This window comes from Streptomyces boncukensis (assembly GCF_011045075.1).
Taxonomy (GTDB): Bacteria; Actinomycetota; Actinomycetes; order Streptomycetales; family Streptomycetaceae; genus Streptomyces; species Streptomyces boncukensis.
In genome coordinates this window covers 1-21,653 of the sequence record NZ_JAAKZZ010000080.1, presented here as the reverse complement: position 1 = coordinate 21,653, position 21,653 = coordinate 1, and the positions used below count along the sequence as shown (strand labels likewise).

Below are 21,653 nucleotides of genomic sequence, written 5' to 3'. Positions count from 1 at the left end.
ATCCGCGCGGGCGCCGCTCGTACCCGGCGCGGGCTCGCGGAGGAGCTGGCGGCGCTGGAGGGCGCGCAGTACGGGCGCTACAAGTCGCTCGTCGGACGGTGGGCGCTGCCGGACGGCTGCACGCTGGAGCTGGTGCGCGGCCAGGCCGACCCGTATGCGCCGCCCGCGCGGATCGCCGTGCACATGCCCGCCGAGCTGGCCGGGTTCCCGCGCGAGCTGTGGGAGACGGCGACGCGGCGGCGGGCGCTCGCCTCGTATCTGGCGCGGGGCGCGGACCGCGCGGTGCGCGGCGAGAAGGCGCTGCGGGTCGACGCGGGCGGGCAGGAGGTGCTGGACCGCAGCTCGTGCTCCGTCGACGGCCGGGACGGGAGCGTGACGCTGCGGCTGGGCGCCGCGCTGCCGGGGCACGGGCGGCGCATCGACGGGCGCGAGGCGCAGCGGCTGCTGACCCGGGTGCTGCCGGACGCCGCCGGGCGCGCGCTGCGCTACGGGGCGCTGGACGCCGAAGCGGTGCGCCGGTTCGTGCACACCGTGGAGGACTCCGTCGCGCTGCGGGACGCGCTGCCGGGGCTGGGCCTGGTGGGCTTCGTCGCGGACGGCGCCGTACTGCCGCGCCGCAGCGGCGTGGACGACCGCCCGGCGCGGGACAGCGGCGTGGTGCCCTTCGCGTCCCCGCCCGAGCTGCGGGTGACCGTCGAGCTGCCGCACGCGGGCACGGTGACCGGCATGGGCGTCCCGGAGGGCGTGAACCTGGTGGTGGGCGGCGGCTTCCACGGGAAGTCGACGCTGCTGCGGGCGCTGGAGACGGGCATCTGGGACCATGTGCCGGACGACGGGCGCGAACGCGTCGTCTCACGTTCCGAGACGGTGAAGCTGCGTGCGGAGGACGGGCGGCGCGTGGAGCGGGTGGACGTGCACGCGTTTGTGGACCACCTGCCGGACGGCTCGGACACGGCGGACTTCTCGACGGAGAACGCCTCCGGCTCCACCTCGCAGGCCGCTTCGCTGTGCGAGGCCGTCGAGGCGGGCGCGAAGGTGCTGCTCATCGACGAGGACACCGCCGCGACCAACCTGATGATCCGGGACGCGCGGATGCAGGCGCTGGTGGCGAAGGACCGGGAGCCGCTGACGCCGCTCGTCGACTCCATTCGCTCACTGCACCGGGACCACGGGGTGTCCACGGTGCTGGTGATGGGCGGCTCCGGGGACTATCTGGAGATCGCCGACCGGGTGCTGATGATGGACGCGTACCGCCCCTCGGACGTGACGAAGCGGGCCCGCGAGATCGCGTCCGTGCCGACCGGGCGGCGGGCCGAGGCGGAGTCCTTCCCCGGCGTCGTCCCGCGGGTGCCCCTGCCGGCGTCGCTGGACGCGGAGGTGCGCGGGCGCCCGCGGATCCGGGCGCGCGGCGAGGACGTGCTGTCGTTCGGGGACCACGAGGTGGACCTGCGGGCCGTGGAGCAGATCTCGGACCCCCGGCAGGTGACGGGGATCGGGCTGGCCCTGGAGCTGGCGGTGCGGCGCGGCCACCTCGACGGGGAGCGGACGCTGGCCGCGGGGCTCGATCTGCTGGAGGAGGAGTTGACGACGGGGGCGCTGCTGTCGGTGCGGGACGAGGACTTCGCGGTGCCGCGCCGCTTCGAGGTGGCCTCCGCGCTGAACCGGGTCCGCGGGCTGCGGATGCGGAGGGGATGAGTCCGGAGTACCCGGCGCTGACCACGGCCGCACCGGGTTCCGGAAGAGAACCTGCGCGGGCCCCATGGTGAACTGGACGCATGAGTGACCGATCCCGCACCGTCACGGTGACCACCTGGTATCTCGAACAGACCGCGCCCGTGGACCTGGCCCCGGCCGGGACGCCCGCGCACGCGGCCGATATCCGGATCGAACGCTCCCGGACACCCGCTCCGGAGTTCAGCCGGTTCCTGTACGCCTCCGTCGGCGCCGGGGTGTCCTGGACGGACCGGCTGCCGTGGCCGTACGCGCGGTGGCGGGAGTTCCTGGAGCGGCCGGGCGTGGAGACCTGGGTGGCCTACGAGCGCGGGACGCCCGCCGGGTTCATCGAGCTGGACGGCGCCACCGAGCAGGGGGTCTGCGAGATCAGCTACTTCGGGCTGCTCCCGCACGCGCAGGGGCGCGGGCTCGGCGGCCATCTGCTCACCCGCGGGACCGAGCGCGCGTGGGATCTGGCAGAGCGCTGGGAGGGGCGGCTGCCCGGGGTCGAGCGGGTGTGGTTGCACACCTGCAGCAAGGACGGGCCGTACGCCCGCGCCAACTACGAGCGGCGCGGCTTCCGCGTCTACCGCACGGAGGTGAGCGAGAAGCCGCACGTCCCGCACCCCGGCGTGTGGCCCGGCGCGGGGCCGGCGGAGGGCTGAGCGCCGTGGATGCGCTGGTCCCCCGGCCCCGCACGGTCGTCGCGCCCGGCGCCGTGCATGTGCCGGGGTGGCTGGACGCCGACGCGCGGCGCGCGCTCGTCGAGGCGTGCCGCGACTGGGCGGCCGGTCCGGTGCCGATGCGGCACACCCGGCTGCCGCGCGGCGGGGTGATGTCGGTGCGGACGGTGTGCCTGGGCTGGCACTGGAAGCCGTACGCGTACTCCCGTACCGCCGACGACGTGAACGGGGCCCGCGTCGCGCCGTTCCCCGACTGGCTGGCGGAGTGGGGCCGGCGGGCGCTCGCCGACGCGTACCGGGACCCGGCGGCCGGGGACGGGTACGCCCCCGACACCGCGCTGATCAACTTCTATGGCGCCGGGGCCCGGATGGGCATGCACCAGGACCGGGACGAGCGCTCCGGCGCGCCCGTCGTCTCGCTCACCGTCGGGGACGCGTGCGTGTTCCGCTTCGGGAACACCGAGACGCGGGGGCGGCCCTATACGGACGTGCAGCTGGAGTCCGGGGACCTGTTCGTCTTCGGCGGGCCCGCGCGCCTCGCGTACCACGGAGTGCCGAAGGTGCTGCCGGGCACCGGCGACCCGGCCGCGGGCCTGCACTCGGGCCGCCTCAATCTGACGATGCGGGTCACGGGGCTGACGGAGCCCTGACCGCGACCGCGTCCACCTCGAACAGCATGCCGGGCAGGGCCAGCGAGGCCACTCCGCTCAGCGTCTGCGCGGGCGGGCTGTCGCCCCAGATGCGGTGCACCTCCTTGCCGAGCGCGGCCAGCTTGTCCAGGTCGTGGTCCACGACGTAGGTGCCCAGGCGCGCCACGTCCCGGTAGCCGAGCCCCACCGCCTCCAGCGCGGTTCCCAGCTTGTCGAAGGCCACCGAGACCTGGGTGGCGAAGTTGCCGTCGACGGCCGCGCCCTCCGCGTCCGAGGCGTACTGGCCGGCGATGAACACCAGCTCCCCGGAGGCGGGGACGCTGACGGTGTGGCTGTACCCGAACGGGGCCGGGTCGTGCAGCGCCGCCGGATTCACGATCGTGTGTGCGGTCATACCGGACCTCAACGCGGGGATGCAGCGATCCATTCCGACCGGCGAATCTCATAAAGCGGAACACAAATGTCCAGGATATGGATAACAGTGGACTGGCGTCAGACCGCCGTGCGAGGCTTCCGTCATGTCTCGCGCCGGAATCGCTTTGGTGAGTCGACGCCACGTCGACCTCGTTCGGGTGTCCAGCGCCATCTGTCCGGCGGGCTGACAGTCACAGCACCGCCGTCTTCGAGCCGTCTTTCGACTCCTGTTCCGCCGAGCCCGGCCCGCCCCCACTGCTGCGGGCGAGCCCGCGTGCTCGCGGCACCTCCGCCTGCGTACAGGCCATCTCCCAGCTGAGGCCCGTCTCGTACGCGCCGTCTCGCCTGCCCGAAGGATCTCCCGCCATGGCCGAAGCCTCCGAGCGCCCCGCTCCCCCAGCCCGCCGCAAGACGGGCCGCCACCGCGGCGAAGGGCAGTGGGCCGCGGGCCACTTCACCCCGCTCAACGCCAACGAGCAGAACAAGAAGGACGACGACGGTCTCAATGTGCGGACACGCATTGAGACGATCTACGCGCACCGCGGGTTCGACTCCATCGACGGCTCCGATCTGCGCGGACGCATGCGCTGGTGGGGGCTCTACACCCAGCGCAAGCCGGGCATCAGCGGCGGCAGGACGGCCGTGCTGGAGCCGGAGGAGCTGGACGACGAGTACTTCATGCTGCGCGTCCGCATCGACGGCGGGCGGCTCACCACCCAGCAGCTGCGGGTGATCGGGGACGTCTCCCAGGAGTTCGCACGCGGCACGGCCGACATCACCGACCGGCAGAACCTCCAGTACCACTGGATCCGGATCGAGGACATGCCGGAGATCTGGCGGCGGCTGGAGGGCGTCGGGCTGTCCACCACCGAGGCGTGCGGGGACACCCCGCGGGTGATCCTCGGCTCGCCCGTCGCGGGGATCGCCGAGGACGAGATCGTCGACGGCACCCCCGCGATCGAGGAGATCCACCGCCGCGTCGTGGGCAACCCGGCGTACTCCAACCTGCCCCGCAAGTTCAAGACGGCCATCTCCGGCTCGCCGCTGCTCGACGTCGCGCACGAGATCAACGACGTGGCGTTCGTCGGCGTCGACCACCCCACGTACGGGCCCGGGTTCGACGTGTGGGTCGGCGGCGGGCTCTCCACCAACCCCAAGATCGGGGTACGGCTGGGCGCCTGGGTCCCGGTGGAGGAGGTCGCGGACGTCCACGAGGGCATCGTGTCGATCTTCCGCGACTACGGCTACCGGCGGCTGCGCACCCGCGCCCGCATCAAGTTCCTGGTCGCCGACTGGGGACCGGAGCGGTTCCGGCGGGTGCTGGAGGACGAGTATCTGCTGCGCCGGCTGGCCGACGGGCCCGCGCCGGAGAAGCCCGTACACGAGTGGCGCGACCACGTCGGCGTGCACCGGCAGCGGGACGGACGGCACTACGTGGGCTTCGCGCCGCGCGTGGGCCGGGTGGACGGCGCCACCCTGAGCAAGATCGCGGACTTGGCGGAGGCACACGGCTCGGGCCGGGTGCGGACCACCGTCGAGCAGAAGATGCTCATCCTGGACGTGACCGAGGACCAGGTCGACGCGCTCGTCGAGGGGCTGGAGGCGCTGGACCTGACCGCCCGCCCGTCCGTCTTCCGGCGCGGCACCATGGCCTGCACCGGCATCGAGTTCTGCAAGCTGGCGATCGTCGAGACCAAGGGCCGCGGCGCCGCCCTCATCGACGAACTGGAGCGCCGGTTGCCGGGTTTCGACCAACCGGTCACCATCAATCTCAACGGCTGCCCCAACTCCTGTGCCCGCATCCAGATCGCGGACATCGGACTCAAGGGCCAGCTCGTCACCGACGCGAGCGGCGAACAGGTCGAGGGCTACCAGGTGCATCTGGGCGGCTCGCTCGGCCTGGAGCCCGGCTTCGGGCGCAAGGTACGCGGCCTGAAAGTGACGGCCGACGAACTGCCCGACTACATCGAGCGGCTGCTGCGCCGCTTCGACGCCCAGCGAACCGAGGGGGAGCGCTTCGCGCAGTGGGCGGCGCGCGCCGAGGAGAGTGAGCTGACATGAGCGAACGAGCGGCACCGTTCTACTGCCCGTACTGCGGGGACGAGGACCTGCGGCCCTCGGAGGAGGGGCACGGCGCGTGGGAGTGCGCCGCGTGCAACCGGGCGTTCGGGCTGAAGTTCCTCGGCCTGCTCGCCGCCGGTCTGCGGACCGAGGGCCGGGGACAGGCCGGGCACGGACAGGAGGCGTCCGCCTCATGAGCAGCGACCACATAGCGCAGACGCGCTCCCCCGAGGAACTGGAGCGGCTCGCCGACGCGGCAGGACGCGAGCTGGAGGACGCCCCGGCACTGGACGTCCTGCGCTGGGCCGCCGACACCTTCGGCGCGCGGTTCTGCGTCACCTCCTCCATGGAGGACGCCGTGGTCGCGCACCTGGCCTCGCGCGCCTTCCCCGGCGTCGACGTCGTCTTCCTGGACACGGGCTACCACTTCCCCGAGACCATCGGCACCCGCGACGCGGTCGCGGCGGTGCTGGACGTCAACGTCATCACGCTCACCCCGCGGCAGACCGTCGCGGAGCAGGACGCGGAGCACGGCCCCAAGCTGCACGACCGCGACCCCGACCTGTGCTGCGCGCTGCGCAAGGTGCAGCCGCTGGAGGAGGGCCTGCGCGCCTACGACGCGTGGGCGACGGGCCTGCGCCGCGACGAGTCGCCGACCCGCGCCGGCACCCCGGTCGTCGGCTGGGACGCCAAACGGCGGAAGGTCAAGATCGCCCCCATCGCCCGCTGGACCCAGCAGGACGTGGATACGTATGTCGCCGAGCACGGCGTGCTGACGAACCCGCTGCTCATGGACGGGTATAGCTCCGTGGGATGTGCGCCATGCACGCGGCGCATTCTGGCGGGCGAGGACACGCGCGCGGGACGCTGGGCGGGACGGGGCAAAACCGAGTGTGGGCTACATATATGACAGGACTTCGGGTGACCACCAGGAGGGAGCCATGACGGGCGCCACAGTGTGGCTGACGGGCCTGCCGAGCGCGGGCAAGACGACCATCGCGCTCGCGCTGGCCGAGCGGCTGCGCGGTGCGGGCCGCGCGGTGGAAGTGCTGGACGGGGACGAGATCCGCACCTTCCTCTCCGCGGGGCTCGGATTCTCCCGCTCGGACCGGGACGCCAACGTCCAGCGCATCGGGTTCGTCGCCGAACTGCTCGCCTCGCACGGGGTGACGGTGCTGGTACCGGTCATCGCCCCGTACGCGGCCAGCCGCGAGGCGGTGCGCAAGCGGCACGACGCGGAGGGCACCCCCTATCTGGAAGTGCACGTCGCGACGCCCGTCGAGGTGTGCTCCGAGCGCGACGTGAAGGGCCTGTACGCGAGGCAGGCGGCCGGCGAGCTGACCGGGCTGACCGGCGTGGACGACCCGTACGAGGCGCCGGAGAACCCGGACCTGCGCATCGCGGCGCACGAGCGGACCGTCGCCGAATCGGCGGCGGCGGTCCACCGACTGCTGGTGGAGAGGGGACGGCTGTGAGCTGGGGGTACCGCCCAGCGGTAGCTGGGGGAGCACGCGCGGCTGCCGGGCCGCGGACGACGGCGAAACCCGCACGCAGCCGCGCGGGCGACGGTGACATCAGCCGCTGGCGCGGCGTGGCGAACGAGGAGGCACGGTGACGACCGGGACGGCGGCCGCAGCACTGGACGACATCGGCAGTCCGTACGCGCTGTCGCATCTGGACGCGCTGGAGTCGGAGGGCGTGCACATCTTCCGTGAAGTGGCCGGGGAGTTCGAGCGCCCGGTGGTCCTCTTCTCGGGCGGCAAGGACTCCATCGTCATGCTGCACCTGGCGCTGAAGGCGTTCGCTCCGGCGCCGCCGCCGTTCGGGCTGCTGCACGTGGACACCGGGCACAACTTCCCGGAGGTGCTGGACTTCCGGGACCGCACGGTGGCCGAGCACGGGCTGCGGCTGTACGTCGCCAGGGTGCAGGACTACATCGACAACGGCACCCTGCGCGAGCGCCCCGACGGCACCCGCAACCCGCTGCAGACCCTGCCGCTGCTGGAGGCCATCTCGGGCCACCGGTTCGACGCGGTCTTCGGCGGCGGGCGGCGGGACGAGGAGAAGGCGCGCGCCAAGGAGCGGGTGTTCTCGCTGCGCGACGAGTTCGGCGGCTGGGACCCGCGCCGCCAGCGCCCCGAGCTGTGGCAGCTGTACAACGGGCGGCACGCGCCCGGCGAGCACGTGCGCGTCTTCCCGCTCTCCAACTGGACCGAGCTGGACGTGTGGCAGTACATCGGACGGGAGAAGATCGAGCTGCCCGCGATCTACTACGCGCACGAGCGCGAGGTGTTCGGCCGCAGCGGGATGTGGCTGGCGCCCGGCGAGTGGGGCGGGCCGAAGGACGGGGAGCCGGTGGAGCGGCGCCGGGTGCGCTACCGCACCGTCGGCGACATGTCCTGCACCGGCGCCGTGGACTCCGACGCCGACACCATCGAGAAGGTCATCGCCGAGATCGCCGCCTCCCGGCTGACCGAGCGCGGCGCCACCAGAGCGGACGACAAGCTGTCCGAGGCCGCGATGGAAGACCGCAAGCGCGAGGGGTACTTCTGATCATGTCCGTCACCGAGACCGTGACCGCGGGCGCCGAGGCGGGCAGCGCCACCTCGCTGCTGCGGTTCGCCACCGCGGGATCCGTGGACGACGGAAAGTCCACGCTGGTCGGCCGGCTGCTGCACGACTCCAAGTCGGTGCTGGCCGACCAGCTGGAGGCCGTCTCCCGCGCGTCCGAGGCGCGCGGCCAGGAGGCGCCGGACCTGGCGCTGCTCACCGACGGGCTGCGGGCCGAGCGCGAGCAGGGCATCACCATCGACGTGGCGTACCGCTACTTCGCCACCCCGCGCCGCCGGTTCATCCTCGCCGACACCCCGGGCCATGTGCAGTACACCCGGAACATGGTCACCGGCGCCTCCACCGCCGAGCTGGCGGTGGTGCTGGTGGACGCGCGCAACGGCGTGGTCGAGCAGACCCGGCGGCACGCCGCGGTCGCCGCGCTGCTCCGCGTCCCGCACGTGGTGCTGGCCGTCAACAAGATGGACCTGGTGGGCTACGAGGAGGCGGTGTTCGCCGGCATCGAGCGGGAGTTCACGGCCTACGCCACCTCGCTCGGCGTCCCGGAGATCACCGCGATCCCGATCTCCGCGCTGGCGGGCGACAACGTGGTGGCCCCGTCCGCGCGCATGGCCTGGTACGCGGGCCCCACCGTGCTGGAGCACCTGGAGCGGGTGCCGGTCGCGCACGACCCCACCGGCGACGCGGCGCGCTTCCCCGTGCAGTACGTGATCCGCCCGCAGACCGCCGAGCACCCCGACTACCGGGGCTACGCCGGGCAGATCGCCTCCGGCGTGCTGCGGGTCGGCGAGCGGGTGGCGGTGCTGCCGTCGGGGCGTACGAGCACCGTCGAGGGCATCGACGCGCTGGGCCAGTCCGTGGACGTGGCCTGGGCCCCGCAGTCGGTGACCCTGCGGCTCGCGGACGACCTGGACATCGGGCGCGGCGACCTGGTCGTCCCGGCCGACGCGGCCGTGCCCGTCTCCCAGGACCTGACCGCCACCGTCTGCCATCTGCACGACCGCCCGCTGCGGCCCGGGGACCGGGTGCTGCTCAAGCACACCACCCGCACCGTGAAGGCGATCGTGCAGGACATCCCCTCCCGGCTGACGCTGACCGTCTCCGACGAGCAGCGGGGCCTGCCGCAGCACCCGGCGCCCGGCGAGCTGGTGGCCAACGACATCGGGCGGGTGGTGCTGCGCACCGCCGAGGCACTGCCCGTCGACCCGTACGCGGTCTCCCGGCGCACCGGCTCCTTCCTGCTGCTCGACCCGGCCGACGGGAGCACCCTGACGGCCGGGATGGCGGGCGGCGCCTTCGCCGAGGGCACCTTCGCGGAGCCGGGGCCCGGCGCGGAGCGGGCCGACGACGAAGGCTGGGACTTCTGACGATGGCCGCCGCCTCGCCCGTGCCGGATCCGGTGCCGCATCCGGGCCGCCCCCGCCCCGCCGCCGCGGTCTGCGGCCGCGCCGCAGCCGAGCGCGCAGTTCCCCGCGCACCTTCGGGGCGCCGGCGCCGCCCAGCGGTGCTGACGGCCCTCGCCCTCGTACCGCTCCTCCTCACCGCCGGCTGCGGCTACGGCTCCCGGGCCGTGGACGACAGCGGCCCGCGGGCCGTGGGCGGCGCAAAGGTGGACGGCCTCGAAAAGATCAAGCTCGGCTACTTCCCGAACGTCACCCACGCCACGCCCCTGGCCGGGCTGCGCGACGGCGGGGAGATCCCCGAGGAGCTGGGCGGCACCGAGGTCTCGCCGCGGGTCTTCGACGCGGGCCCGGCCGCGATCGAGGCGCTCAACGCCAAGGCCGTCGACATGCTCTGGGTCGGCCCCTCCCCCGCGATCAACGGCTACGCGCAGGCGCACGGCAAGAACCTCCGCATCGTCGCAGGAGCCACCTCGGGCGGCGCCTCGCTCGTCGTCAACCCCGACCGGGTCGCCTCGCTGCGGGGCCTCAAGGGCAAGAAGATCGCCACTCCGCAGCTCGGGAACACCCAGGACGTGGCGCTGCTGCACTATCTGGCCGGACGGGGGACGAAGATCGAGCCGGAGACCGGCAAGGGGGACGTCCCGGTGCTGCGGCAGGACACCCGGGAGATCCCCACCAGCTTCCGGCAGGGCGGCATCGACGGCGCCTGGGTGCCCGAGCCGACCGCGTCGTTGCTGGTCGAGGCCGGCGGCAAGCGGCTGCTGAACGAGAAGGAGCTGTGGCGGGGCGGCAAGTTCGTCACCACCAACCTGGTGGTGCGGCAGGGCTTCCTCAAGGAGCACCCGGACGCCGTGGAGGCGGTGGTGCGCGGCTCGGTCGAGGCCAACGCCTGGATCCGCGCGCACCCCGGCGCGGCGAAGCGGGCGGTCAACGCGGCCCTGGAGCGGGACGCGGGCAGGCCGCTGCCCCGCAAGGTGCTGGACGCCGCCTTCGCACAGATCGACATCACGGACGACCCGCTGCCGTCCACCCTCAAGCAGCAGGCTGCGCACGCCGTGGACGCGGGGCTGCTGAAGAAGTCGGACCTGCGCGGGATCTACGACCTGACCCCCCTCAACAAGGTTCTCGCGTCTGCGGGCCGGACTCCCGTCCACTCCGCAGAGCTGGAGGTGAACCGATGACGACAGCAGCTCTCGCCGAGCAGCACGCCCGGCAGTCGCACCCGGCCCCGAGCTCGCTCCCGGAGCCCGGCTACGCCGCCCGGCTCGCACATGTCTCGAAGTCCTTCGGCCCACAGCAGATCCTGGACGACATCGGTCTCGACGTGGCGCCCGGCGAGTTCGTGACGCTGCTCGGCGCCTCGGGCTGCGGCAAGTCGACGCTGCTCAACCTGGTCGCCGGGCTGGACCGGCCGAGCGCGGGGGAGATCGACGTACCGGGCGGGCGACCCGCGCTGATGTTCCAGGAGCACGCGCTGTTCCCGTGGCTGACGGCGGGCAGGAACATCGAGCTGGCGCTGAAGCTGCGCGGGCTGCCCAAGTCCGAGCGGCGGGAGGAGGCCGAGCGGCTGCTCGGGCTGGTCCGGCTGCGCGGCGCGCACCGCAAGCGGGTGCACGAGCTGTCCGGCGGTATGCGGCAGCGGGTCGCGCTCGCGCGGGCGCTGGCGCAGGACAGCCGGCTGCTGCTGATGGACGAGCCGTTCGCGGCGCTGGACGCCATCACCCGGGACGTGCTGCACGAGGAGCTCACCCGGATCTGGGCCGAGACGAAGGTGTCCGTGCTGTTCGTGACGCACAACGTCCGGGAGGCGGTGCGGCTGGCGCAGCGGGTGGTGCTGCTCTCCTCGCGGCCCGGCCGGATCGCCCGCGAGTGGGAGGTCGGCTTCCCGCAGCCGCGCCGTATCGAGGACACGGACGTCGCGGGGCTGTCCGTCGAGATCACCGAGCAGCTCAGGGGGGAGATCCGCCGCCATGGCCGGCACGACTGAGGACCGCCGGGACGGCGAGCGGACCGCCGCCGGGCCCGGCGGCGGGAGCGGCGCGGACGACGCGGCCGGGGAGGACGGCCTCGCCGGGCTGGAGGCGGGGCTGGACGCACTGGACACCCGCACCACCACCCGCCAGCCGCTGGGCCGGCTGCTGCGCGAGAAGGTGCTGCCGCCGGTGCTCGCCGTGGTGCTGGTGCTGGGCCTGTGGCAGCTGGCGTTCGAGCTGCACCTCAAGCCGGACTACCAGCTGCCCAGCCCGAAGATGGTGTGGGACGCGCTCGCCGAGGAGTGGTACAAGGGCACGATCCTCGGGGTCGTCTGGCAGAGCGTGTCGCGCGGTGCGCTGGGCTTCCTCGTCGCGCTCGTCGTCGGCACCCCGCTCGGGCTGCTGGTGGCCCGGGTGAAGCCGGTGCGCGCGGCGATCGGGCCGATCCTCTCCGGGCTGCAGTCGCTGCCGTCGGTGGCGTGGGTCCCAGCGGCGATCATCTGGTTCGGGCTGACGGACGCCACCATCTACACGGTGGTGCTGCTGGGCGCCGTACCGTCCATCGCCAACGGGCTGGTGGCAGGCGTCGACCGGATCGACCCGCTGCACCTGCGCGCCGGGAAGGTGATCGGCGCGACCGGCCTGCGCGGACTGTGGCACGTCCTGCTCCCGGCGGCGCTGCCCGGCTATATCGCGGGGCTCAAACAGGGCTGGGCGTTCTCCTGGCGCTCGCTGATGGCGGCCGAGCTGATCGCGACCTCGCCCGAGCTCGGCTCGGGGCTCGGCCAACTGCTGGAGACGGGCCGCTCGTACCAGGACATGCCGCTGGTGCTGGGCGCGATCCTGCTGATCCTGATGGTCGGCATCGCCATCGAACTGCTGATCTTCGCCCCGGTCGAGCGCCGGGTGCTGCGGCAGCGGGGGCTGCTCCGCTGATGCCGCGCCCGAGCCCCGCCCCCCGCCCCGCGCTGCTGCTGGTCGCGCACGGCAGCCGCGACCCGCGGCACGCGACGACGGTCGGCGCGCTGGCCGCCCGGGTGCGGCGGCTGCTGCCGGACGGCGTCCCCACCGAGGTCGGCTATCTGGACTTCGACTCCCCCTCGGTGCCCGGCGCCCTGGCGCGGCTGCACGCCGGAGGGGTCCGCGAGGTGGTGGCCGTACCGCTGCTGCTGAGCCGGGCGTTCCACGCGAAGTCCGACATCCCGCAGGCGCTGCGCGAGAGCGCGGCCGGGCTGCCCGGTATGACGGTGCGCCAGGCGCCGGTGCTGGGCCCGCATCCGCTGCTGGTGGCAGCGCTGGAGCGGCGGCTGCGCACGGCGGGCGCGGCCGGGGGCGCCCGGCAGCGCGCCTCGACCGGCATCGTGCTGGCCTCGGCCGGCTCCACAGACCCGGAGGCGATCGCGGTGATCGCTGAAATCGCGCGGGAGTGGCGGCGCACCGCCGGATGGTGCGCCGTGCGGCCCGCGTTCGCCTCCGCGGCCCTTCCCCGTACGGCGGACGCCGTACGGGCGCTGCGTGCCGACGGGGTACGGCAGGTCGCGGTCGCCCCGTATGTGCTGGCGCCGGGCTTTCTGCCCGACCGGATCGCGGCGGGCGCGCGGGAGGCGGGCGCCGACGCGCTCGCGCCCGTGCTGGGCACCGCAGAGGAGGTGGCCCGGCTGACCGTGCTGCGGTACGCGGAGCTTTCGGGGAGCCCGGAGCCGTTGGCACCGGTGCCGAGCGGGGGCTGCCCCTCGCCGCTCACCGCAGTGCGCGCGTGATCTCGCTGGTCGCGCAGTTCCCCGCGCCCCCGACGGGGCACGCCTTCCGTCACCGCCCCGTCAGGAGGCGGGGTATGGCTGGAGGTCGCGCTGGTACCAGGTGCCTGACTTGCCGCCGAGTTCGGCCGGGGTGGCAGGGCCGACCGGGACGAACCCGGCCTTGGCCAAGACTTTCCGGGACGCGGTGTTGTCGTGGGAGGTGGCCGCCCGCAGTCTGCGCAGGCCGTGCACCGCTGTCGACATCCGGCACAGCTCCCGGACGGTCGCGGTCGCCACGCCGCGGCCGGTGACCCGCTCCGCGACCCGGTAGCCGAGTCTGGCAGTGCCGTCCTCCACGTCGTACAGGTTGAACCTGCCGAGGACCGAGCCGTCCTCGGCGACGAGTACGTAGAAGGCGCAGACGCCGGCCTCCTGCTCGGCCAGCGCGGCGTTGTACCGGTCGGTGAACTGGTCGAAGAAGTCGTCGCCGCGGTCGGAGACCGAGGCGGCGAAGTAGGTGCGGTTCGCCAGCTCGAAGGCCAGGACCGCCGGGGCGTGGCCGGCATGCAGCCGCTTCAGCTCGGGCATTGCGCGACTCTACCCAGGTCGCGCGCCGAGTGATCGACCCAAGGGCGGCCCGCGCCGTGCCGAGCGCGGGTTCATCGGGGGATCGGCGTGGCGCCGGTCGCGGCGAGAGACAGGTCCCAGAGCCGGGCCGCCTCCTCGGGGTCGACGGCGTATGCGCGGACGCCGCCGTCGTCCATGGGGGCGCCGAGGGCGGAGATGTGCGCGATGTCGCAGTCCTCCAGATAGAGGCCGCCTCGGCCGTCGAGGAGCGGGGACGTGGCGGCCCACAGCCCGGTGGCGGCCCCCTGGGAGGGAGTTTTGAAACCTTCGCCGATGACATGGCCGTGCTCGTCCACCCAGCCGCGGTCGATCTGCGCCTGGAGCGTCATCTCCCGCTGGAGCCCGGTGATGATCTTTCCGGGGTGGAGGGCGAACGCCCGGACGCCGTCGCCTTTCCCGACGGCGTCGAGGTGCACGGCGAACAGGGCGTTGGCGGTCTTGGCCTGGCCGTAGGCCAGCCACGCGTCGTAGCCGGTACGGAAGTGCGGGTCGTGCCAGCGGATGCCGGTCAGGGTGTGTCCGGCGGAGCTGTTGGCGACGACGCGCGCGCCGTCCGCGGCGGCCAGGAGCGGGTAGAGCTCGCAGGCGAGGGTGAAGTGCCCGAAGTGGTTGGCGGTGAGCTGGCCTTCCCAGCCGGGCCCGGCGCGCCGCTCCGGGGTGGCCATGACTCCGGCGACGGCCATCAGGAGGTCGAGCCGGTCCAGCCGGTCGCCGATGTGCGCGGAGGCTGAGCGGACGCTGTCGAGGTCGGCCAGGTCCATGGGGATGACCTCGCAGTTCTTCACCTCCTCCAGAGCGGTGCGGGCAACGCCGGGGCGGCGGGCGGGAACGACGACCCGGGCTCCGGCGGCCGTCAGAGCCCGGACGGTCTCCAGGCCGAGCCCGGAGTAGCCCCCGGTGACCACGGCCGTCCTTCCGGAGAGATCGAGGCCGGCCATGATGTCCTCGGCGGTGGCGGAGGCGGAGAAGGGCGAGCCGAGCGGCTGCTGAGCAGTAGCGGTCATGCCGCTGACGCTACGATCTGGAGCGAGGTCTAGATCAAGTCCGGGAGTGAGCGGCATGACCACCACCGGGGCCCCCGTGCCGTCGCTGAGCATCGGCGAGGTAGCCGAGCGGACCGGACTGAGCGTGCACGCCCTGCGCTTCTACGAGCGCGAGGGCCTGCTCGTCGGGCCGGTCCAGCGCACGTCGGGCGGTCGGCGGCGCTACACCTCCTTCGACGTCGAGTGGCTGCTGATCTGCGTCAAGCTCCGCGAATCCGGCATGCCGCTCGCCGACCTCAAGCACTTCGCCGAACTGGTACGCCGCGGGCCGGGCAACGAGGCGGACCGCCTGCGACTGCTCGACGCCCATCGGCAGCGCGTCGACGCGCAGATCCAGGCGCTGGAGGAGTGCCGGTCCGTCATCGCCTGGAAGGTCGGCGTCTACGCCGAGCACCTCGCCCGCGGTGAAGCCGACGGACTCTGGGACCCGACAGCCTGAGGCAACCGCTGGCAACCGCTGGCAACCGCTGGCAACCGCTGGCAACCGCGCCGTGGGCAAGGGCCGGCCCTGGATTAAGGCGCTTGACTGAATTAAGAGGTGTGACTTAACTGGATGTATGACGGAACCTGTAGGCACGTACCCCTTCAAGAGTCCGACCGCCGTGGAACCGCCACCGGAGTGGGCATGGCTGCGGCAGCGCTGCCCGGTCGCCCCCGTCCGCCTGCCCAGCGGCGACGAGGCGGTGCTGCTGACCCGGTACGACAGCGTCCGGCGGATGATGGCGGACCCCCGGTTCACCCGGGAGCTGTCCGCCGAGGACGCCGCGCGGATCAGTACAGCCCCCGAGGGCGGCCCGTTCGCGGCCCCCAGCGCCCTGGAGATGACCGGCGAGGGGCACCGGCAGTGGCGGCGGCTGGTGATCAAGTGGTTCACGGTGCGCCGGATGGCGGCCCTCCGCGCACGCATCGAGGACCGGGCCGACACGCTGATCGACGCCATGCACCAGCGGGGCGCGCCCGTCGATCTCGTGCGCGCCCTGGCGTTCCCGCTGCCCGTCTGGGTGATCTGCGAGCTGCTCGGAGTGCCGGACTCGGACCGGGACCGGTTCGCGCACTGGGCCCATGTCCAGCTCAGCATCAGCGAGTTCACCAGTGCGGACATCGCGGCCGCGCAGGACGAGTTCGACGCCTATATGTCCGCGCACCTCGCGGCCAAGCGGGCGGCGCCCGGTGACGACCTGCTCAGCGAGCTGATCGCGGTGCGCGACAGCGGGGACGGCAGGCTCTCCGAGGAGGCGCTGATCGCGACCGGCCAGGGACTGCTGGTCGCCGGGCACGAGACCACCTCGAACATGATCAGCAAGATGGTGCTGATGCTGCTGGCCGACCGGCGGCACTGGGAGGAGCTGCTGGCCGACTTCGGGCTGGTCGACGGCGCCGTCGAGGAGGCGCTGCGCTACGACCTGGCCAGCGGGTTCGGGCTGCCCCGCTATCTCACCGAGGACGTGGACGTCGAGGGCGCGGCCCTGCCGCGCGGCACCACCGTGGTGTGCGGACTGGGCGCCGCCAACCGCGACGAGCGGGTCTTCGACCACGCCGAGCGGGTGGATCTGCGCCGCTCCCCCAACCCGCACCTCGCCTTCGGCGCCGGGCCGCACGCCTGCCTCGGCCAGGCGCTGGCCCGCACCGAGCTGCGCGCCGTCCTCGGCGTGCTGCTGCGGCGGCTGCCCACGCTGGACCTCGCGGCACCCGCCGCCTCGGTGGCCACCCGGGACGAGATACTGTCCGGTGGCATCAGGGAACTGCTGGTGCGGTGGTGACATCGAGGGTGCGGTGGTGAGCATGGCCGGTTCCGCTTCCGCCTCCACGCGTGGAGGCGAGACCCGCGAGCAGATCCTCGCGGCGGCGGAGCGGCTCTTCGCCGAGCGCGGCGTGGCGGCGGTCTCCAACCGCCAGGTGAGCGAGGCCGCCGGACAGGCCAACAACTACGCCGTCGGCTACCACTTCGGCTCCAAGACGGAGCTGGTGCTGGCCGTCGTCCGCAAGCACGACCAGTCGGTCGAGCTGCGGCGCGCGGAGGCGGTCGCCGCCACCCGCGGCTCGGAGCGGGTACGGGACTGGGTCCACTGCCTGGTCCGGCCCACCATCGACTATCTGGCGGCGCTGGAGCCGCCGACCTGGCTGGCGCGGTTCCTCGCCCAGGCGATGACCGAGCCGTCGCTGCGCGCGCCCATCCTCGCCGCGAACGACGGCTCGCCCACGCTGCGGGAGGTGCGGGCCGCACTGACCCGGCTGCTGCCGATGCAGCCGGAGGAGGTGCGGGACGAGCGTTCGGCGATGGCCCGGCATCTGCTGGTCCACATGTGCGCGGAGCGGGAGCGGGCGCTGCACGAGGGAGGGGAGACGCCCAGGGCGACCTGGGAGGCGACGGGGACCGGCCTCATCGACGCGATCACCGCCGTCTTCCTGGCCCCGGCGACCCCGGTTCCCCCTCGGGGCCGGGGCCCTTCCGATGGATCTCCCCGGCGTCGGCGCGCCCGGTGAGTCCGGGGCGCCGTGCGGGCCGCCCGGACGGCCTGGGGCTCAGGTCCGCGCCGCCGCGGGGCCCTCGCTGTGCGCGACCGTGATGTGGCGTTCGCCGCACGGGGCCTCCAGCTCGTCCAGCACGGCGACGGCCAGGTCCTCGGTGCTGATCCACGACCGGCCGTCGACGCCGATGAGCAGGGTGTCCGTACCGCGCCGGTAGCGGCCGGTGCGCTCACCGGGTTCGAGTACGGCAGGCGGGCTCAGATAGACCCAGTCGCCGCCGGTGTGGGCGCGGCAGGCCCGCAGTTGGGCGACGCCCGCTGCGGCGACGGGCCGCAACTCGGCGGGCACATAGCCGGGGTTGTCGGCGACCAGCAGGTCGCGGTTGTCGGGGCTGCGCAGGGCGCCGGCGCCGCCGACCACGAGCACGCGGGCCCCGAGCCGCGCCGCACCGTCCAGTGCCGTACGGGTGGCCCCGACCAGGAACTCCCGGTCGACGGGCACGGTCCGCACCGCCAGCACCACGGCGTCCGCCGCGCCGTGCGGTCCGGAGCCCGCGAGCGCCTCGCGTACGGCGTCCGGGTCGCTCGCGTCGACCGCGACCGGTGTCACTCCGGGACCGGCGTTCGGCGGCTTCCGGGACAGCGCCAGCACGTGGTGCCCGCGGGCGCGGGCCTCGGCGATCACCCGGCTGCCCACCGTCCCGGTGGCGCCGAGCACGGCGACCGTCCCCGGAGTCGGAGTCGGAGTCGGAGTCGGCGTCGTGTCCGGAGTCGTGTCCGGAGTCGGAGTCGGCTGCATATTCGTTGTCGCGTTCGTCATCCTCGGCGTCATCCTTGGCGTCCTTCGTGAACCGGTTCTTCTCGGATGTGATCGTGCGTGGGCCGGCCGGGCGCAGTGCGGCCGAACGAGCCGGGGGCGCCCCGCTGCGCGGCGAGCATGGCGGCCAGGGCCAGGGCGAACCCGAGGGCCTGCGGCAGGCTGAGCGACTCGCCAAGACCGATCCCGATGCCGGCCGCGACCAGCGGGGACAGCAGCACCAGCGGTGCGGACGCGCCGACCGGCAGCACGCCGATCCCCCGGAACCACAGCGTGAACGAGATCAGCCCGCCCATGCCGCCGAGCCACAGATAGCCGCCGACGGCCCCGGCGTCGACGCCCGGCGGCGCCCCCTCGACGGCGAAGGCGAGCGGGAGCAGCAGCAGGCCGCCCGCCGTCAACTGCCAGCCGGCCAGGGCCATGGGACCGACCCCCGGCGGGCGGCCCCAGCGCTTGGTGAGCACCACCCCGCCCGCCATGCCGGCCGTGCCGCCGAGGCCGGCGAGCACGCCGACGGCGTCCAGCCGGGCCCCCGGCCCCAGCACCACCAGGCCGACGCCGACGACGCCGAGCACGCCCCAGGCCCACCGCCAGGCGCTCGGCCGGTCCCGGACGACCACGATGGCCAGCCCGGCGACCAGCAGCGGCTGGGCGGCGCTGAGCGTGGCGGCGACGCCACCCGGCAGCCGCTCGGCAGCCACGAACAGCAGCGGGAACAGGGCGCCGATGTTGAGCACGCCCAGCACGGCGGCCTTCCCCCACCAGTCCCCGCGGGGCAGCACCCGGGTGATCGCCAGCGCGAGCAGCCCGGCCGGCAGGGCGCGCATCAGCCCGGCGAACAGCGGGTGCCCGAGCGGCAGCAGCTCCGTGGTCACGGCGTAGGTGGTGCCCCAGGAGGCGGGGGCGAGCGCGGTCAGCGCGACCGTGGCGGCCCGCTGTGTGCTGGTGTTCATACGAGGAGTCTGGGCGCGGCGCACCATGCGTCCAAAGCATGGTTGCGATTGCAGCTATGAACGAGAACCATGGTGCCGTGGATCTCCAACAGCTGCGCTATGTCGTCGCCGTCGCCGAAACCCGCAACTTCACGCGCGCGGCGGAGCGCTGCGGCGTGGTGCAGTCGTCACTCAGCCACCGGATCGCCGGACTGGAACGGGAGCTCGAGGTCAGGCTGTTCGCCCGCTCCAGCCGCAGCACCGAGCTGACCGGCGCGGGCGAGGCGTTTCTCGCCGGGGCGCGGGAGTGCCTGGCCGCCGCCGACCGCGCGGTCGCCGACGCCGCCGCCGCGACCGGGGCGGTGCGCGGCCGGCTTGTCGTCGGCATGATCAGGACCACGGCCGCCATCGACGTACCCGAGCTGCTGCAGCGGTACCGCGCCCGGTACCCGGACGTCCGGGTCCGGCTGCGCGCGGGCAGCAGCGACGAACTGGCCGTGGCGGTCCGGGAAGGAGAGCTGGACATCGCCTTCCTCGGCCTGCCGGCGGACGCGCGGCCGTCCGGGGTGGAGGCCGTCGTCCTCGACCGCGACGAGCATCTGCTGGTGGTGGCGTCCGGGCACCGGCTGGCGGGCGCCGCCCGGGTGACGCTGCGCGAGATCGCCGGGGAGACGTTCGTGGACTTCCGGCAGGGGTCGCCCGGCCGGGCCCAGTCCGACCAGGCGTTCGCCGCCGCGGGCCTGGGCCGCGACGTCGCCTACGAGGCCGGCGTCGCCGAGCTGATCACCCAGCTCGTCGGGCGCGAGCTCGGCGTCGCGCTGCTGCCTGCGGCGTTCGTCCGGCCGCTGGTCGCCGAGGATCCGGGGCTGGCGCTGGTCCCGGTCGTCGACGGGCCGCGCCGCGACGAGCTCCTGGTGTGGAGCCGGTTCAATCCCACTCCGGCCACCCGGGCCCTGCTCGATGTCCTCGGAGTCCGCCACCAGACGTAGGACCCTTTCCCATGGACCTCCGCGGCGGCGTCGCGACGCGCGGCAAGGGGCAGCCCCGGCCCGGCGAGTTCCGGATCCGCCGGACGCGCCCTAACTCGTCAGCTCGATCAGCCGCTGGACCGTGCGCCAGTTCCGCCCCGTGGAGACGATGGCCGGACGCACCGCGTTCAGCGCCTCCGGCAGCTTGCTGCGCCCCATGCCCTGCGGAAAGTAGCAGTAGACGGCCCGGCCCACCGGGTGGAACTCGTCCGGCGCGAACCGCTCCGCTTCGACCCCGGCGAAGTGGCCGGGCGGCGGCTCCTCCTCCAGGAAGAGCACCAGCAGTTTGGCCGGGTCCAACTCGGCGGCGGGCAGCGGGCACGCCGCCGCCACCTGCCGCAGCTCCTCGGACGTACGGACCAGACAGCGCACCTCGAACCCGAAGTGCTCCGCTATGGCCTCCTCCAGCTTCGGCCCCGGGTCGGCCTCGGACGTGCGGAAGATCGCGTTACCGCTCTGGAGATAGGTCCGCACATCTGTCCAGCCGAGCTCCTCGATCAGCCCGCGAAGTTCGGCCATGGGCACCTTCTTGTGCCCGCCGACGTTGATTCCGCGCAGCAGCGCCGCATACGAGGTCATGCCCGCACTCTATGCGCCCCCTCTGACACGGCGCCCCCATGGCGTTCGACGTCCAGCCCGACCGCGTTCTTGGCCCGCTCCATGGACGCCTCCGAGGGGCCCGCGCCGGGGTTCTCGGTGGCGAGGTCCTGGTTCAGCCGCGCGAAGGGCCGCATCCGGCGCTCGTAGGCCGCCAGCGCGGAGGCGATATCCCCCCGGCCCGCGCCGAGTTCGTCCGCGAGCACATAGCCGCCGACCAGCGCCAGGCTGCTGCCCTGCCCGGACAGCGGCGAGGGGCAGCAGGCCGCGTCGCCGAGGAGCGTCACCCGGCCGCTGGTCCAGCGGTCCATCCGCACCTGCGCCATCGCGTCGAAGAGGAAGTCCGGCGCCCGGTGCATCGCCTCCAGCAGCCGGGGGATGTCGCCGCCGAGGTGCCCGAGCCGCTCGTGGACCAGCGCCCGGTGGCCGCCGGTGTCGCGGTGGTCGAGGTCGAGGGGCTCCTGGGCGGTGAAGCCGAGGGTGACGCGCAGCTCGGTGTTGCCCCGGACCGGATAGACGCAGCTGCCCGTGCCCTCGTGCTGGGTCCACACCTGCCAGTCCTCCAGCCCGAGGAAGTTGTGCGTGGTCAACTTGACCCGGCCCTGAAGGGACCGGGCTTGGAGGTAGTGCCCAACTGGCTGCTGGGTAGGCTCCTCCGTCCAGACACCCCTATGGGGTGGCAGGGACGCGTGACTCACGCCCCGCAGCCCACACGTTCTCGCCCCTGCGGGCGAGGACGCGGGAAGCGTTCCGGTCGGCGTGCGCAACGACGCCGCACGACCGGCATACGAACTTGGCCTGGCTGATGCGGTTGAGCCGGTCGACGTGTCCGCATTCCGCGCACTCCCGGGAGGAGTAGGCGGGGTTGACGAACACGAGCGGGACACCGACCCGCCGCGCCTTGTAGACGATGAAGTCTCCGAGCTGGGCGAAG

27 protein-coding genes are annotated in these 21,653 nt (G+C 73.6%); 18 read left to right on the top strand and 9 right to left on the bottom strand.

What is annotated here, in order from left to right:
- From G5C65_RS10795 to G5C65_RS10785, 3 genes are all read left to right on the top strand, one after another.
- Nucleotides 1-1,695 (top strand): P-loop domain-containing protein, encoded by a 1,695-nt coding sequence (locus G5C65_RS10795; protein ID WP_165298530.1) that lies wholly within the window; start codon nucleotides 1-3, stop codon nucleotides 1,693-1,695.
- An 80-nt stretch (nucleotides 1,696-1,775) separates the two neighbouring features.
- Nucleotides 1,776-2,378 (top strand): GNAT family N-acetyltransferase, encoded by a 603-nt coding sequence (locus G5C65_RS10790; RefSeq protein ID WP_165298529.1) that lies wholly within the window; start codon nucleotides 1,776-1,778, stop codon nucleotides 2,376-2,378.
- A gap of 5 nt (nucleotides 2,379-2,383) precedes the next feature.
- Nucleotides 2,384-3,046 (top strand): alpha-ketoglutarate-dependent dioxygenase AlkB, encoded by a 663-nt coding sequence (locus G5C65_RS10785; RefSeq protein WP_165298528.1) that lies wholly within the window; start codon nucleotides 2,384-2,386, stop codon nucleotides 3,044-3,046.
- On the opposite strand, the gene G5C65_RS10780 is transcribed toward G5C65_RS10785, so the two are convergent.
- The gene (locus G5C65_RS10780; RefSeq protein ID WP_165298527.1) at nucleotides 3,024-3,440 is read right to left on the bottom strand and encodes a RidA family protein; all 417 of its coding nucleotides are present in this window, start codon (nucleotides 3,438-3,440) and stop codon (nucleotides 3,024-3,026) included. The two genes, G5C65_RS10785 and G5C65_RS10780, sit on opposite strands and share 23 nt — an antisense overlap.
- Nucleotides 3,441-3,564: 124 nt before the next feature.
- Between G5C65_RS10780 and G5C65_RS40385 the strand changes: the two genes are divergently transcribed.
- Entirely contained in the window at nucleotides 3,565-3,648 is an 84-nt protein-coding gene (locus G5C65_RS40385) for a putative leader peptide (protein ID WP_312000843.1), read from the top strand.
- Nucleotides 3,649-3,651: 3 nt separating this feature from the next.
- On the opposite strand, the gene G5C65_RS10775 is transcribed toward G5C65_RS40385, so the two are convergent.
- Entirely contained in the window at nucleotides 3,652-3,828 is a 177-nt protein-coding gene (locus G5C65_RS10775; protein WP_165298526.1) for a hypothetical protein, read from the bottom strand.
- Between G5C65_RS10775 and G5C65_RS10770 the strand changes: the two genes are divergently transcribed.
- The 10 genes from G5C65_RS10770 (at nucleotide 3,827) to G5C65_RS10725 (ending at nucleotide 13,228) form a co-directional block, all read left to right on the top strand.
- Nucleotides 3,827-5,521 (top strand): nitrite/sulfite reductase, encoded by a 1,695-nt coding sequence (locus G5C65_RS10770; RefSeq protein ID WP_165298525.1) that lies wholly within the window; start codon nucleotides 3,827-3,829, stop codon nucleotides 5,519-5,521. The genes G5C65_RS10775 and G5C65_RS10770 overlap by 2 nt on opposite strands.
- Nucleotides 5,518-5,718: a hypothetical protein gene (locus tag G5C65_RS10765; protein WP_165298524.1), complete on the top strand. Its 201-nt coding sequence runs from the start codon at nucleotides 5,518-5,520 to the stop codon at nucleotides 5,716-5,718. The genes G5C65_RS10770 and G5C65_RS10765 overlap by 4 nt, the downstream gene beginning before the upstream one ends.
- On the top strand, nucleotides 5,715-6,431 hold the full coding sequence (locus G5C65_RS10760; RefSeq protein WP_165298523.1) for a phosphoadenylyl-sulfate reductase: 717 nt from the start codon (nucleotides 5,715-5,717) through the stop codon (nucleotides 6,429-6,431). The genes G5C65_RS10765 and G5C65_RS10760 overlap by 4 nt, the downstream gene beginning before the upstream one ends.
- Before the next feature lie 31 nt (nucleotides 6,432-6,462).
- Nucleotides 6,463-6,996, top strand: a complete 534-nt coding sequence (cysC, locus tag G5C65_RS10755) for an adenylyl-sulfate kinase (RefSeq protein ID WP_165298522.1) — start codon at nucleotides 6,463-6,465, stop codon at nucleotides 6,994-6,996.
- A gap of 136 nt (nucleotides 6,997-7,132) precedes the next feature.
- A complete protein-coding gene (cysD, locus tag G5C65_RS10750) occupies nucleotides 7,133-8,074 on the top strand; it encodes a sulfate adenylyltransferase subunit CysD (RefSeq protein ID WP_338146313.1) in 942 nt (313 codons plus the stop codon).
- A 2-nt stretch (nucleotides 8,075-8,076) separates the two neighbouring features.
- Complete coding sequence (locus tag G5C65_RS10745; protein WP_165298521.1) at nucleotides 8,077-9,459, top strand: sulfate adenylyltransferase subunit 1; 1,383 nt, start codon at nucleotides 8,077-8,079, stop codon at nucleotides 9,457-9,459.
- A gap of 2 nt (nucleotides 9,460-9,461) precedes the next feature.
- Nucleotides 9,462-10,676: an aliphatic sulfonate ABC transporter substrate-binding protein gene (locus G5C65_RS10740; protein WP_165298520.1), complete on the top strand. Its 1,215-nt coding sequence runs from the start codon at nucleotides 9,462-9,464 to the stop codon at nucleotides 10,674-10,676.
- Nucleotides 10,673-11,482: an ABC transporter ATP-binding protein gene (locus G5C65_RS10735; RefSeq protein ID WP_165298519.1), complete on the top strand. Its 810-nt coding sequence runs from the start codon at nucleotides 10,673-10,675 to the stop codon at nucleotides 11,480-11,482. The genes G5C65_RS10740 and G5C65_RS10735 overlap by 4 nt, the downstream gene beginning before the upstream one ends.
- Entirely contained in the window at nucleotides 11,466-12,404 is a 939-nt protein-coding gene (locus G5C65_RS10730; RefSeq protein WP_165298518.1) for an ABC transporter permease, read from the top strand. Before G5C65_RS10735 ends, G5C65_RS10730 begins: the two co-directional genes overlap by 17 nt.
- Complete coding sequence (locus tag G5C65_RS10725; RefSeq protein WP_165298517.1) at nucleotides 12,404-13,228, top strand: sirohydrochlorin chelatase; 825 nt, start codon at nucleotides 12,404-12,406, stop codon at nucleotides 13,226-13,228. Before G5C65_RS10730 ends, G5C65_RS10725 begins: the two co-directional genes overlap by 1 nt.
- A 60-nt stretch (nucleotides 13,229-13,288) precedes the next feature.
- Here the strand turns inward: G5C65_RS10725 and G5C65_RS10720 are convergent, their stop codons facing one another.
- The gene (locus G5C65_RS10720) at nucleotides 13,289-13,795 is read right to left on the bottom strand and encodes a GNAT family N-acetyltransferase (RefSeq protein ID WP_165298516.1); all 507 of its coding nucleotides are present in this window, start codon (nucleotides 13,793-13,795) and stop codon (nucleotides 13,289-13,291) included.
- 71 nt (nucleotides 13,796-13,866) lie between these two features.
- Nucleotides 13,867-14,838 carry an SDR family NAD(P)-dependent oxidoreductase gene (locus G5C65_RS10715; protein ID WP_165298515.1) on the bottom strand — a complete coding sequence of 324 codons (972 nt, stop codon included), beginning with the start codon at nucleotides 14,836-14,838 and terminating at the stop codon, nucleotides 13,867-13,869.
- A gap of 55 nt (nucleotides 14,839-14,893) precedes the next feature.
- Here G5C65_RS10715 and G5C65_RS10710 point away from each other — a divergent pair, with 55 nt between their 5' ends.
- The 3 genes from G5C65_RS10710 (at nucleotide 14,894) to G5C65_RS10700 (ending at nucleotide 17,361) form a co-directional block, all read left to right on the top strand.
- On the top strand, nucleotides 14,894-15,316 hold the full coding sequence (locus G5C65_RS10710) for a MerR family transcriptional regulator (protein WP_206441553.1): 423 nt from the start codon (nucleotides 14,894-14,896) through the stop codon (nucleotides 15,314-15,316).
- Nucleotides 15,317-15,434: 118 nt separating this feature from the next.
- Nucleotides 15,435-16,637, top strand: a complete 1,203-nt coding sequence (locus G5C65_RS10705) for a cytochrome P450 (protein WP_165298513.1) — start codon at nucleotides 15,435-15,437, stop codon at nucleotides 16,635-16,637.
- Between the two features lie 22 nt (nucleotides 16,638-16,659).
- On the top strand, nucleotides 16,660-17,361 hold the full coding sequence (locus tag G5C65_RS10700) for a TetR/AcrR family transcriptional regulator (protein WP_165298512.1): 702 nt from the start codon (nucleotides 16,660-16,662) through the stop codon (nucleotides 17,359-17,361).
- A gap of 39 nt (nucleotides 17,362-17,400) precedes the next feature.
- Here the strand turns inward: G5C65_RS10700 and G5C65_RS10695 are convergent, their stop codons facing one another.
- Both G5C65_RS10695 and G5C65_RS10690 read right to left on the bottom strand, forming a co-directional pair.
- Nucleotides 17,401-18,063, bottom strand: coding sequence for an NAD(P)-dependent oxidoreductase (locus G5C65_RS10695; RefSeq protein WP_338146312.1), 663 nt, complete (start codon nucleotides 18,061-18,063; stop codon nucleotides 17,401-17,403).
- Nucleotides 18,064-18,173: 110 nt separating this feature from the next.
- Nucleotides 18,174-19,115 (bottom strand): EamA family transporter, encoded by a 942-nt coding sequence (locus tag G5C65_RS10690; RefSeq protein ID WP_206441551.1) that lies wholly within the window; start codon nucleotides 19,113-19,115, stop codon nucleotides 18,174-18,176.
- 77 nt (nucleotides 19,116-19,192) lie between these two features.
- Between G5C65_RS10690 and G5C65_RS10685 the strand changes: the two genes are divergently transcribed.
- On the top strand, nucleotides 19,193-20,083 hold the full coding sequence (locus tag G5C65_RS10685) for a LysR substrate-binding domain-containing protein (RefSeq protein ID WP_165298531.1): 891 nt from the start codon (nucleotides 19,193-19,195) through the stop codon (nucleotides 20,081-20,083).
- A gap of 90 nt (nucleotides 20,084-20,173) precedes the next feature.
- Here the strand turns inward: G5C65_RS10685 and G5C65_RS10680 are convergent, their stop codons facing one another.
- The 3 genes from G5C65_RS10680 to G5C65_RS10670 form a co-directional block, all read right to left on the bottom strand.
- On the bottom strand, nucleotides 20,174-20,701 hold the full coding sequence (locus G5C65_RS10680) for a DUF1697 domain-containing protein (protein WP_165298510.1): 528 nt from the start codon (nucleotides 20,699-20,701) through the stop codon (nucleotides 20,174-20,176).
- The gene (locus tag G5C65_RS10675; protein ID WP_241265708.1) at nucleotides 20,698-21,309 is read right to left on the bottom strand and encodes an FAD-dependent monooxygenase; all 612 of its coding nucleotides are present in this window, start codon (nucleotides 21,307-21,309) and stop codon (nucleotides 20,698-20,700) included. Before G5C65_RS10675 ends, G5C65_RS10680 begins: the two co-directional genes overlap by 4 nt.
- Before the next feature lie 79 nt (nucleotides 21,310-21,388).
- Nucleotides 21,389-21,653 (bottom strand): zinc ribbon domain-containing protein (locus G5C65_RS10670; RefSeq protein WP_165298508.1); only part of this gene is annotated, 265 nt, incomplete at its 5' end.